Raw genomic sequence first — 12,074 nt, 5'->3', positions numbered from 1 at the left:
CGGTCGCTCACTCAAAGCTGACAGGAATATGAATCACTTCATAAACCTGACTTACTTTAGTGTGAGACTCTTGATACTTTCGCTATCTGATCCGAGGATCAGCTCGCTTCCATCAAGCGCCCACACTTATCGGCTGTTAATTTTTAAAGAGCATTTCTGCGAGAAACCTTCTGTTTCTCAGCAGCGCCGCGTTTTCAGCAGCAGAGAAGCGAGATTATGAACCGTCTTTCTTCGCTCGTCAACAACTTTCTGAACTGCTTCGTTGCGACGGCGGGGGTTCAACTTCGTGTGCGCCGGGGCTCCTGCAACCTCCCTCGACAGCACCGCTTCCCTTTCCTCCCGCGCCGTGTTTCCGTTAGCGCGAAAGAGGCGTGATTGTAGGCACCCTCCTCGAACCGCGCAAGGGGTTTCTCGAAAAAAATATAAGGCCCCGCACGCTACCGCGTGCGGGGCCTTATATGGACGCAACCGGGCAGTCAGACCACACGCACCTGACGCGCCACTATCTCCATATAGTGATCGAGGTTCGGCGTCACCTTGCGTTCTTCCTTCGCCGTATCGTCCCAGCGGCGCAGACGCAGCGCATCCTCCGCGAACGGGCGTTGCAGGAACGCCGCCGTCTCCTTCTCGCTGAAGACGCCGCCCTGCAGTGCGAGACTGCGCACCGAATCCGGCGACAGGCTCTCGAGGTAGCCGGCGTCCGTCCGGCACAGGCAACGCTTCGCGTCGACGTGCAGCCGGATCGGCTCCAGCACCGCGTCGTCGAACAGCGGCCGCAGGAACGGCAGCACGTAATACTGATGAAGATCGTCGATTCCGCGTGCGCTCGGCGTCTCGCCCTGGCGATTCAGCAGATGCCCGAGGTCGTGCAGGAATGCCGCCGCGACCAGCGCGTCGTCGGCGCCCGCCTCCTCCGCCAGCAAGCCGCTTTGCAACGCATGCTCCAGCTGCGTGACCGGTTCGCCGCTATAGGCGACATGGCCATGTTCGCGATACAGCCCGTGGATCTCTTCCACCGTCAGTGCCATCCGCTTACTCCCAAGGCAGCGAAAACGTCTTCAGGTTCGTGAAGCTCTTCATCGCTTCCTGAACGCCTTCCTTATAGCCAAGCCCCGAATCCTTGACGCCGCCGAACGGCGACAGCTCGATCCGATACCCCGGCACTTCCCAGACGTTCACCGTCCCGACATTCAGCTCGTTCACGAACCGCACGACCGCGGCCGTACTGTCCGTGCACACCCCCGACGACAACCCGAATGCCGTGCCGTTGCTGATCCGGATCGCATCGTCGATCGTGTCGAACGTCATGACGGGCGATACGGGGCCGAAAGTCTCCTCGCGCACGATCGTCATCGACGGATCGACGTTGTCGAGCACGGTCGGCGAATACAGCGCACCGCGCCGCACGTTGCCGGTCAGCAGGCGCGCACCCTGCGCGAGCGCCTCGCCGACCCGCGCCTCGAACAGCCGCGCCGCCGCGTCGTCGATCACCGTGCCCATTTCGTTCGCGGGATCGAACGGATCGCCGTAATTCCATGCGCGCGTCTTCTCGACGAGCAGCTCGCTGAACGCCGGCGCGATCGAGCGCTGCACCAGGATCCGCTTGACGGCCGTGCAGCGCTGCCCCGAATTCCGGTACGAACCGAGCACGGCCAGCGATGCCGCACGTTCCAGATCGGCGTCGTCGAGCACGATCAGCGGATCGTTGCCGCCCAGCTCCAGCACGATGCGCCGGTAGCCGGCCCGCGCGGCGATCGCCTTGCCGATCGACACGCCGCCCGTGAAGGTAATCAGCGACGCATGCGGATGCGTGACGAGTTCGTCCGCGATCTCGCGCGGGTCGCCGGTCAGCACCTGCAGCATCGGCTCGGGCAAGCCGGCCTCGTAGAGCAGGTCCGCCAGATAGAACGCCGACAGCGGCACCTTCTCCGACGGCTTCACGATCACGCGGTTGTTGGTCGCGATCGCCGGCGCGATCTTGTGCGCGACCTGATTCATCGGGTGATTGAACGGCGTGATCGCGACGATCACGCCGTCGAGCGGCTGCCGCTGCGAGAACACGCGTCGCGCCTTGCCGTGCGGTGTCAGGTCGCACGAGAAGCTCTGCGCGTCGTCGCGCAGCGCCTCGACCGACGCGAACTTCAGCACGTCGGCGACGCGGCCGATCTCGTAGCGGGAATCCCGTTTCGACAATCCCGATTCGAGCGTGATCAGGTCGGATGCCGCCTCGGTACGCTCGCGCAGCAGCGCGGCCGCACGTTCGAGAATCTGCGAACGCTCGTAACGCGTGAGCGCGGGCCGGTACGCCATCGCGTAGTCGAACGCGGCACGCACGTCGTCGACGCTCGCCAGCGGCGCCGTCCCGACACGCGTGCCGGTGTACGGATCGGTGACGTCGAACACACGATCGCGCGTCGCACGCGTGCCGCACCAGCGCAGCGCCTCGGCGCGAAACGCGGGGTGATCCTGGCGGGGATGAGCCATCATGACGCGACCCGGTTCAGCACGAAATCGAACACGTCGAAGTTGCGCGGCCGACGTGCGGGGTCGTCCCGCTCGATCCGACGGTTGAACAGCAACGGCACTTCCTGCTCGGACACGCCGCCATGCGAACGCAGCGGCACGGTCAGGCCGGACAGGTCGTGTTCGCGCTCGCGCGTGCCGAGCGTCATGTCGCGTCGCGCGATCACGACGAGATCGCCGATCCGGTCGGCCGGCAGTTCGAAGCGGGCGGCCGCTTCCGCGTTGTCGAGCACGAGCTCGACGCCGTCGATCCCGCCGACGCGCCACATCGCATCGGTGCGGTCGACATCCGGCGCCAGGTACACGGTCGCGAACGAGCCGAGTGCGCCGTGGTGCACGACGTACGGATCGGTGATCGGCAGGATCACGCGCGCGGCCCGCGCACCGAACCAGCCGTCGAACGCGTCCTGCAGATAGATCACGTTCGAGCGGCCCGTTGCCGGATCGTGCTTCGCGTTCATCCCGTGGTCGGCCGTGAGCCCGATCGCCCAGCCGAGCGCGTCGAGCAGCGCGAGATAGCCGTCCATCATTGCGTAGAACGCGTTCGCGCCCGCACTCCCCGGCTCGCACTTGTGCTGCACGTAGTCGGTGGTCGACAGGTACATCAGGTCGACCTGGCGCGTCTGCGCGAGCCGCACGCCGGCCGCGAACACGAATTCGGACAGCGCCGCGCTATAAACGTCGGGCGATGGGAGGCCAACCCAGTCGAGCACGTCGGCGATCCCGTTTTCCGCGAGATTCGCCTGCGCGGCCTTTTCCGCGGAAAAACAGATGCCGTTCATCTGCCAGCCGAGCAGCCGGCGCAGCTTGTCCTTCGCCGTGACGACGGCCACCCGCGCGCCGGCGTCGGACGCCGCCGCGAGCAACGTGCCGGCCCGCAGGTAGGCCGGGTCGTTCATCATCACTTCGGCGCCGCGCCCGCCGTCGGCGGCCGGATCCCAGAAGTAGTTGCCGCAGATCCCGTGGACCGACGGCGGCACGCCGCAGACGATCGACAGGTTGTTCGGGTTGGTGAAGGTCGGCACCACGCAGTCGGCGCGCCACGCGGTGCCTGCCGCGATCATCCGGCCGATGAACGGCGCGACGCCCGCCTCCACCGCACGCTCGAGATAGTCGTACTCGCAGCCGTCGACGCAGACCACGACGGTCGGTTCGACCGGCAGCCGGTAGCGCCGGCCGTTCACGTCGACGGAACGTCCCGCGAGATCCGTCGACATCTTGCCCGCGGCCGCTTGCTCGCCGGGCAGCCGCAACGCGAACGCGGCGTTCATGATGCCGCCCGCGTGCCGCGCGGCACGCGCGCGGCGATCAGCAGCAGCGCCGCGAGCGACGCCCCGAGCATCAACAGCGACAGCGCCGATGCCGGCAGGTAGTAACCCCGCTCCACCTGGCCGATCACGACGATCGGCACGGTCGCGAAACCCGGCGGGTAGACGGTCAGCGTCGCGCCGAGTTCGCCGAGCGACAGCGCGAAGCCGAGCGCGAGACTCGCACGCAGCGCCGGCACGAGCTGCGGCAGCAGCACGCGGCGCAGCACCATCGCGGGCGGCGCACCGAGGCTCGCCGCCGCTTCGCGCAGCACGGTCAGTTCCGGCCGCAGCGCGGCGGCCGCGCAGCGATAGCAGAACGGCAGAATCAGCGCGAGCTGCACGAGCACGACGATCGCCGCGGAGCTCGACAGGTCGAGCGGCTTCTGGTGATACGCGATCAGCACCGCGAGCCCGAGCACGACGCTCGGCACGCCGTTCGGCACCATCACGAGCGCATCGACGAGCGCGCCGAGGCCGCGCCGGTCGCGCCCTTCGAGCGCGAGCGCGAGCCACAGCCCGAGGATCGTGCCGAGCGCCGACACGCCGAAGCCGATTTCGAGGCTCGTCAGCAGCGCGTCGTATTCCGGCGACGCGAGCCGCTCGAACCAGCGCAGGCTGTAGCCGGCCGGCAGAATCGTGCCCGACCACTGCGTCGACACGCTCGACAGCGCGACGACCACGACCGGCAGCACGAACAGCCAGAAGCAGGCGAATGCGGCCAGCGCGAGCGCGGCGCGCGACGCATGCTTGAGCAGCGTGTCGCCCCAGCCGATCTGGTGGCGCGGCACGGCTGCCCCGATACGGAACTCAGCGGACATCGTTTCCTCCCGTCGCACGCCGGTTCACCCGGCGATAAACCGCATAGAGCGCCAGCGACAGCGCGAGCATCACGACCGCTCCGGCCGAGGCGGTCGGCAGGTCTAGGTCGACGGTCGCGCTGCTGTAGATCGCGACCGGCAGCGTCACGAGCCGCGCACTGCCGAGCACGAGCAGGATCCCGAACTCGTTCAGCGTCAGCAGGAAACACAGCACGGTGCCGGCGGCGATGCCCGGCCACGCGATCGGCAGCACGACGCGGCGCGCGAGCATCCAGCCGGACGCGCCGAGACTGCGCGCCGCTTCGATCAGGCGCAGGTCGAGCGTCGCGAACGACGCGAGCGTCGGCCGCACGACGAACGGCGTATAGAACACGGTCTGCGCGAGAATCACGCCGCCGATGCCGAACAGGAAGTCGAGCGGCGGGTTCTCGAGATGGAACAGGTGCTGCAGCGCGATGCTGATCGAGCCTTGCGAGCCGTACAGGAAGATCAGCGTGAACGCGACGAGGAACGACGGGAACGCGACGTACAGCTCCAGGAAGCGCGTGACGAGCGATGCGCCCGGGAACGGCCTGAAGAACAGCAGCGCGGCCAGCAGCACGCCGAGCACCGACGCGGTGCCGGCGCTCGCGAACAGCACGCCCACGCTCGTCAGCAGCACGCCGCGCGTATCGGGGTTGCCGAAGAACGTCCGGTACGCGGCGAAGCTCAGCCCGTGATCGCCGGACACGCTCAGCAGCACGAGCCGCACCAGCGGATAGATGACGAGCGGGCCGAGCACGACGAGCGCGAGCGCGGCGAGATGCAGGTCGCCCGCGCGCTTGCGGCGCCGCGCGGCGGCGGCATGCGCGGCGGCCGACGCGAGCGCCTGCGGCGGCAGGCCGGCTTCAGGGCTCGATAAGGACGACATCGTCTGCCTCGCAATGCAGGGAAACGCGCGCACCGCGCTCGGGAGCCGCGCCGCGGCCGCGTTGCATCGTGACGCGCACGGGCTCGTCGGGCGCCGCGTCGATCACGACCGCGATCGACAGGTCCGCGCCCTGCCATTCGACGGACGACACCGTGCCGTGCAGGCCGCCCGCCGCGAGCGGCATCACGGTCAGGCGCTCGGGGCGCACGCAGGCGACCTTGCCGCGCACGTCGTGACGCGGATCGCCGAGCGGGAAGATCACGTGCGGGGGCAGCAGGTTGGCGGGGCCGAGATAGCGCGCGACGTAGCCGTCCCGCGGCGTGTCGTACAGCTGCTGCGGCGTGCCGAGCTGCGCGATGTGGCCGTCGCGCATCAGCAGTGCGCGGTCGGACAGCACCAGCGCGTCGTCGCGGTCGTGCGTCACGCAGACGACGGTCAGGTTCGGCAGGCGCTCGTGCAGCGCCTTCAGTTCGCTGCGCACCGATGCGCGCAGGTTGGCATCGAGCGCCGACAGCGGCTCGTCGAGCAGCAGCACGTCCGGTTCGATCACGAGCGCACGCGCCAGTGCGACGCGCTGCTGCATCCCTCCCGACAGTTGCGCGGGCAGATGATGGCCCGCGTCGCCGAGCTGCACGAGCTTCAGCGCGTCGGCGACGCGGCGCGTCACTTCCGACGAGGCCATGCCGCGGGCGCGCAGCCCGAATGCGACGTTCTCGAACACCGACAGGTGCGGGAACAGTGCGTAATTCTGGAACAGCAGACCGAGATTGCGCTTGTGCGGCGGCGCATAGGTCAGGTCGCGTCCGGCCACGGTCAGCGTGCCGGTCAGGCCGTCGGCCTTCACGAACCCGGCGATGAAGCGCAGCAGCGTGGTCTTGCCGCAGCCGCTCTTGCCGAGCACGGTCAGAAATTCACCGGCGCCGATCGACAGCGACAGATCTTCCAGCACCGTGCGTGCGCCGTAGCGCACGCTCAGGTGCTCGATCCGCACGCCGCCCGGCGCGCCGGACCGCAGCGTCGCTTGCGGTTCGGCGGCGCCGAATGCGCCGGGATGGGTCAGGGTGGTTTCCACCGGGTTCATCCTCTTGCTCACTAATACAGGCGGCGCGCGCCGATCACTTCGGCTTGACGACGTCGAGCTGCTTGCCCGAGCTGCCGATCACGTCCTTCTTCCAGCGTTCGATCCACACCGGCTTCTTCGCCATCACCTGGCTCCAGTCGACCGGGATCAGCTTCACGCCCGCGATCGCCTTCTTGACCGCCTCGCCGTTCTTGCCGGCCAGCGGAACGTCGGTGCGGCCCGGGATGCCGTACATGTCCGGCACCTTCGACTGCACTTCCGTCGACATCAGGTAGTCGATCAACTTCTTGCCGACGTCCTGATTCGGGCCGCTCTTGATCAGACCGATGCCGTACGGCAGCTGGAACGTGGTCGGCTGGTCGCCGTCCTTCGCGGCCAGGAAGATCGGCTTGACGGACAGCGCGCCGTGCTCGGCGTCGTCGAGGTCCATCTGCAGGTCGCCGTTCGCGACGCTGATCTCGTTGCGCGACAGCAGCACGTTCAGGTAGCCGGTGCCCTTCGTGTGGAACTTCACGCTCTGCGACAGTTTCGCGAGGTAGTCGAACGCCTTGTCCTCGCCCATCAGCGAGGTCGTCAGGATCAGCACGGCCATCCCGTCGCCGGCGGTCGCCGGGTTCGAGTACGCCACCTTGCCGGCATAGCTCGGCGACAGCAGGTCGGCGAACGTCTTCGGCTGGTTCTTCACGACGTCCGGGTTGATCGCGAACGAGAAGTAGTTGTTCACGAACGTCGCCCACGTACCGTCTTCCGCCTTCGCGATCGCCGGCACGTTCTTGTAGTTCACGCTCTGGTACGGCTGCAGCAGGCCCATCTGGCCGGCTTGCTGGATGAACGGCGGCAGCGTGACGATCACGTCCGCCTTCGGCGAGTTCTTCTCGATGTTCGCGCGGTTGACGACCTCGCCGCTGCCCGCCGTCACGATGTTGACCTTGACGCCTTCCTTCTTCTCGAAGGCCGGGAGCACATCGCGATAGAGGTTCTCGAGGCCGTCCGCCGTATACAGCACGACCGCGTTCGCCGCATGCGCGGGCAATGCGACGCCCATCAGGCCGGCGACGCCGGCAGCCAGCGCGAGCTTGCGGAACGCGCCGGCAGCGGCGCGCGAGGAATTCTGCAGTGTCATCTCACTTCTCCGTAGGCGGAACACCAGCGGCCGGGGCACGATCCGGCTCGTTTCAGTCGGGCAGACCGACAACCGGCCGGCCTCGCTGCCGCGCTGCAGGTGGTTTCGCGCGGCAACCGAAGGATCACAGCGTTCGATGACAAAGCCGTGACGCGCGCCACAATTTCCACAAAATGACACATTTTGCCAATATCATGCAAGTCGTTCAGAACTGCCGCTTCCCACGTTTCGCCCGACCTTTGCTGGAGAAAACCATGCCCGATCCGATTCTGCTCACGCCCGGCCCGCTCACCACGTCCGCCACAACACGCCACGCAATGCAACATGACTGGGGCTCGTGGGACGCCGCTTTCAACCAGTTGACGGCCAGCGTCTGCGCGGACCTCGTCGCGATCGCGCGCGGCGGCGACGAGTACGTGTGCGTGCCGATGCAAGGCAGCGGCACCTTTTCGGTCGAGGCCGCGCTCGGCACGCTGGTGCCGCGCGACGGCGTCGTGCTGGTACCCGACAACGGCGCGTATTGCGCGCGCATCCTGAAGATCCTCGGCCGGCTCGGCATCGAAGCGATCGCGTTGCCGTTCGGCGAGGACGCAGCAGCCGACCCGGCGGCGGTGGAAGCCGCGTTCGCGCGCGAGCCGCGCATCACGCATGTCGCGCTGGTGCACCTGGAAACGAGCGCCGGCATCCTGAATCCGCTCGACGCGATCGCGGCCGTGTGCCGGCGGCACGGCAAGCGGCTGATCGTCGACGCGATGAGTTCGTTCGGCGCGCTGCCGATTACGCTGGCGGACAGCGGGATCGACGCACTGGTGTCGGCGAGCGGCAAATGCCTGGAAGGCGTGCCGGGGATGGGGTTCGCGATCGTGCGGCGCGACGCGCTCGACGCATGCGAAGGCAACTCGCCGTCGCTCGCGCTCGACCTCCAGGATCAGCACGCGTACCTGCGCAAGACGGGCCAGTGGCGCTTCACGCCGGCGACCCACGTGATCGCCGCGCTGCGCGCCGCGCTCGACCAGTATCTCGCCGAAGGCGGCCAGCCCGCGCGTGGCGCGCGCTATGTGGAGAATTGCCGGACGCTGGTCGAATCGATGCGCGCGCTCGGCTTCGCGCCGTTCCTCGACGCCAGCGTGCAGGCGCCCGTGATCGTCACGTTCCATGCGCCCGACCATCCGGCCTACGATTTCCGCCGCTTTTACGACGCGGTGCGCGACGCGGGCTTCATCCTGTATCCGGGCAAGCTGACGAAAGTGGAGACGTTTCGCGTCGGCTGCATCGGCGCGATCGATGCCGGCGATATCCGCCGCGCGGTCGCGGCGATCGCGCAGGCGCTGGAATCGCTCGGGATTGCCATGCAGCGCGCGTGAGCGCGGACGCGTGAGCCGGCCCGCAATCCGGCGGCGGAAATAAAAACGCCCGGCGACTCAAGGTCGCCGGGCGAATGCACCGAGCGTGCGTGGAGCTGGTACTTACAATTCGATCCGCTTGATATCGCCGACGACGAAGATGTACGACAGCGCACCGATCAGCGCGATCACGCCGATGAACACCAGCGCGCCGACGAACGATCCGGTCGACGCGACGATGAAGCCGACGACGAGCGGCGTGACGATCCCCGCGAGGTTCGCCGCGAAGTTGAAGATGCCGCCCGTCACGCCGAGCAGGCCGTCCGGCGCGATGTCGGAGACGAGCGTCCAGCCGAGCGCGGCCATCCCCTGCGCGAAGAAGGCGATCGACATGATCGCGATCACGGCTTCGTTGCTCTTCACGTAGTTCGCGAGAATGATCGTCGACGCGAGCAGCAGGCCCGCGATGATCGGCAGCTTGCGCGCGAGGTTCGCCGACTTGCCGCGACGCAGCAGCCAGTCGGAGAAGATCCCGCCGAACATCACGCCAACCGACGCGGCGATGAACGGCATCACCGCGAAGAAGCCGATCTTCAGCCAGCCCATGTGGCGCTCGGTCGCGAGATAGGTCGGGAACCAGGTCAGGAAGAACACGAGCGTCGAGTTGCCGGCGAACTGGCCGAGGCAGATACCCGCGAGCTGGCGCTTCTTCAGCAGCTGGCCGGCCATCGACCAGCTGAACTTCTTCTGCTCGCCCTTGCCGCCCTTGCCGCCGTTGTCGCCCTTGCGCGCAGCGTGCACGAGCCCGCCGCCCGCCTCGATGTACGCAAGTTCCTCCGAGTTCGCGGCCGGATGATCACGCGGCTCGTGATAGAACTTCCACCAGATCAGGCCGAAGGCGATACCGACCGCGCCGACGACCCAGAACAGCGAACGCCAGCCGAACGCGCCCATCAGCGCGAACAGCACCGGGCTGAAGAACGCGAGGCCGATGTATTCGCCGACGGTATACGTACCGGTCGCCATCGCGCGCTCGCTCTGCGGGAACCAGGTCGCGACGACGCGGCTGTTGGTCGGGAAGCACGGCGCCTCCGTCACGCCGAGGCCGAGCCGGCACGCGAGCAGCGTCGCGATGCCCGGCACGAAGCCCTGCAGGAACGTGCACAGCGACCACAGCGTCATCGACCAGTAATAGGTGACCTTGCTGCCGAAGCGGTCGAGGAACAGGCCGCCGGGCACCTGCATCGCGACGTACGTCCACGAGAACGCGGAGAACATGATGCCCATCACCGCCGCGTTGATGCCGAGCTCCTTGGTGAGCTGCGGCGCAGCCACCCCCAGCACGGTACGGTCGAGATAGTTGATCATCGTGCCGATCGCGAGCAGCGCGAGAATCTTGTAGCGCGCCGACGTGCGCCGGACCGTGCCGGCCGCCTGCGCTGGCGCGGCGTTCGTGTGGGTGGTGTGCTGCATGGTTGTCTCCTGGTTTCTCTTTTGGATCGAAGGGTCAGCGCGCGACGAGCGACTGAAAGTGCTCGAACATTCGCTCGTCGTCCGGCGTACGTCCGGTGAAGATCTCGAACGCATCGACGGCCTGGTACACGGCCATCCCGCCGCCCGGCAGCGTCGCGCAGCCGGCCGCGCGCGCCGCTCGGATCAGTTCGGTTTCGAGCGGGAAATACACGATGTCGGCCACCCACATTCCCGCGTGGAGCAGTTCGGCCGGCAGCGGCAGGCCCGGATGCTTGGTCATGCCGGTCGGCGTGGCATGGATCAGGCCCGTCGCGGCGCGCATCGCGGCCGCGAGATCGCTGCCCGGCGTGACCCGGGCGGCCGGGAAGCGCTGCTGCAGCTCGCTCGCGAGCGTGTCGGCACGCGTGCCGTCGACGTCGAAAATCGTCAATTCGGCGGCGCCCATCTGCAGCGCCGCATGCGCGACGGCCGCGCCCGCGCCACCCGCGCCGAGCTGGACGACGCGCTCGAGCGACGCGCCGGGAAGCCCGCGGCGGAACGACTTCGCGAAACCCGACCAGTCGGTGTTGTGGCCGATCCGCTTGCCGTCCTTGAACAGCACGGTGTTCACCGCGCCGAGCGCGCGCGCGTCGTCCGACAGCGCGTCGAGGTGCTCGATCACGCGCTGCTTGCACGGGTGCGTGATGTTCAGCCCGTTGAAGCCCATCCGCTGCGCGGCTTCGAGCAGTTGCGGCAGCGCGTCGGCGGTCAGGCCGAGCGCGTCGAGATCGATGCGCCGATACACGTAGCCGAATCCCTGGCGGAATCCTTCTTCCTCATGCATCGCGGGCGACAGCGAACCGCCGATGCCCTGGCCGATCAGGCCGATCAGAAAAGACGGGCGGCTCATCGTGCGGCTCCCTGGGCAAAAAGGGTCGACAGGCGCTGCAGCGCGAATACGTAGCCTTCGGTGCCGCAGCCGCAGATCACGGCCTCGGCCACCGCCGACACATACGAGTGGTGACGGAACGCCTCGCGGCGATGCACGTTGGAGATATGCACCTCGATCACCGGCTTCGCGATCGCGGAAAGCGCGTCGGCCAGCGCGACCGACGTGTGCGTATAGGCGGCCGGGTTGATGACGATGCCGTGCGTGTCGTGACGCGCGGCATGCAGCCAGTCGATCAGCTGGTGCTCGGCGTTCGACTGGCGGAAGTCGATCTCCAGCCCGAGCCCGTCGGCCGCCGTGCGGCAACGCTGCTCGAGATCGGCGAGGGTTTCCGCACCGTAGATATGGGGCTCGCGGGTACCCAGGAGATTCAGGTTCGGGCCGTTCAGTACCAGCACCTTGTGCTTGCTCATGACGATTTCTGCTCTTTAAAAAAAAGGGGGCGGAACGTTGCCCGCTGCGCCCCGTGACATCAGGAAGTTGGCGCTAGTGTGCGCCGGCATGCAAGCGCTGTCTTTTCGGGTTTTCGCTAATTTGTACCAACTAGTTAGTTTGTATAATTCCT

General features: G+C 67.3%; 11 protein-coding genes. 1 reads left to right on the top strand and 10 read right to left on the bottom strand.

Annotated elements, in window-relative coordinates; all coding sequences use genetic code 11:
* Window positions 1-476 precede the first annotated feature (476 nt).
* From ABIC50_RS29335 to phnS, 7 genes are read right to left on the bottom strand one after another with little or no spacing between them, the layout of a single operon-like run.
* Complete coding sequence (locus ABIC50_RS29335; RefSeq protein ID WP_354168384.1) at window positions 477-1,028, bottom strand: phosphonate degradation HD-domain oxygenase; 552 nt, start codon at window positions 1,026-1,028, stop codon at window positions 477-479.
* 4 nt (window positions 1,029-1,032) lie between these two features.
* Window positions 1,033-2,487 (bottom strand): phosphonoacetaldehyde dehydrogenase, encoded by a 1,455-nt coding sequence (gene phnY / locus ABIC50_RS29330; protein WP_354168382.1) that lies wholly within the window; start codon window positions 2,485-2,487, stop codon window positions 1,033-1,035.
* Window positions 2,484-3,794, bottom strand: a complete 1,311-nt coding sequence (gene phnA / locus ABIC50_RS29325) for a phosphonoacetate hydrolase (RefSeq protein ID WP_354168380.1) — start codon at window positions 3,792-3,794, stop codon at window positions 2,484-2,486. Before phnA ends, phnY begins: the two co-directional genes overlap by 4 nt.
* Entirely contained in the window at window positions 3,791-4,651 is an 861-nt protein-coding gene (gene phnV, locus ABIC50_RS29320) for a 2-aminoethylphosphonate ABC transport system, membrane component PhnV (RefSeq protein ID WP_105830456.1), read from the bottom strand. The genes phnA and phnV overlap by 4 nt, the downstream gene beginning before the upstream one ends.
* Window positions 4,641-5,561, bottom strand: coding sequence for a 2-aminoethylphosphonate ABC transporter permease subunit (gene phnU, locus ABIC50_RS29315; RefSeq protein WP_175741159.1), 921 nt, complete (start codon window positions 5,559-5,561; stop codon window positions 4,641-4,643). Before phnU ends, phnV begins: the two co-directional genes overlap by 11 nt.
* The gene (gene phnT, locus ABIC50_RS29310) at window positions 5,539-6,642 is read right to left on the bottom strand and encodes a 2-aminoethylphosphonate ABC transport system ATP-binding subunit PhnT (protein ID WP_354168378.1); all 1,104 of its coding nucleotides are present in this window, start codon (window positions 6,640-6,642) and stop codon (window positions 5,539-5,541) included. The genes phnU and phnT overlap by 23 nt, the downstream gene beginning before the upstream one ends.
* Before the next feature lie 34 nt (window positions 6,643-6,676).
* Complete coding sequence (gene phnS / locus ABIC50_RS29305; protein WP_006756348.1) at window positions 6,677-7,765, bottom strand: 2-aminoethylphosphonate ABC transporter substrate-binding protein; 1,089 nt, start codon at window positions 7,763-7,765, stop codon at window positions 6,677-6,679.
* A gap of 254 nt (window positions 7,766-8,019) precedes the next feature.
* Here phnS and ABIC50_RS29300 point away from each other — a divergent pair, with 254 nt between their 5' ends.
* Window positions 8,020-9,129, top strand: a complete 1,110-nt coding sequence (locus ABIC50_RS29300) for a 2-aminoethylphosphonate--pyruvate transaminase (RefSeq protein ID WP_354168376.1) — start codon at window positions 8,020-8,022, stop codon at window positions 9,127-9,129.
* Window positions 9,130-9,231: 102 nt separating this feature from the next.
* Here ABIC50_RS29300 and ABIC50_RS29295 read toward each other — a convergent pair whose 3' ends face one another.
* Genes ABIC50_RS29295 through aroQ form a run of 3 tightly spaced genes read right to left on the bottom strand, consistent with a single transcriptional unit; the run spans window position 9,232 to window position 11,922 of the window.
* Window positions 9,232-10,581 carry an MFS transporter gene (locus tag ABIC50_RS29295; protein WP_354168374.1) on the bottom strand — a complete coding sequence of 450 codons (1,350 nt, stop codon included), beginning with the start codon at window positions 10,579-10,581 and terminating at the stop codon, window positions 9,232-9,234.
* A gap of 34 nt (window positions 10,582-10,615) precedes the next feature.
* Window positions 10,616-11,470, bottom strand: coding sequence for a shikimate dehydrogenase (locus ABIC50_RS29290; protein ID WP_354168372.1), 855 nt, complete (start codon window positions 11,468-11,470; stop codon window positions 10,616-10,618).
* Window positions 11,467-11,922 (bottom strand): type II 3-dehydroquinate dehydratase, encoded by a 456-nt coding sequence (aroQ, locus tag ABIC50_RS29285; RefSeq protein ID WP_006756352.1) that lies wholly within the window; start codon window positions 11,920-11,922, stop codon window positions 11,467-11,469. The genes ABIC50_RS29290 and aroQ overlap by 4 nt, the downstream gene beginning before the upstream one ends.
* Between the last annotated feature and the right edge of the window lie 152 nt (window positions 11,923-12,074).

Origin of the sequence: Burkholderia sp. 567, assembly GCF_040545115.1 — a bacterium.
Classification (GTDB): domain Bacteria; phylum Pseudomonadota; class Gammaproteobacteria; order Burkholderiales; family Burkholderiaceae; genus Burkholderia; species Burkholderia ambifaria.
This window is presented reverse-complemented; position numbering and strand designations above follow the sequence as displayed.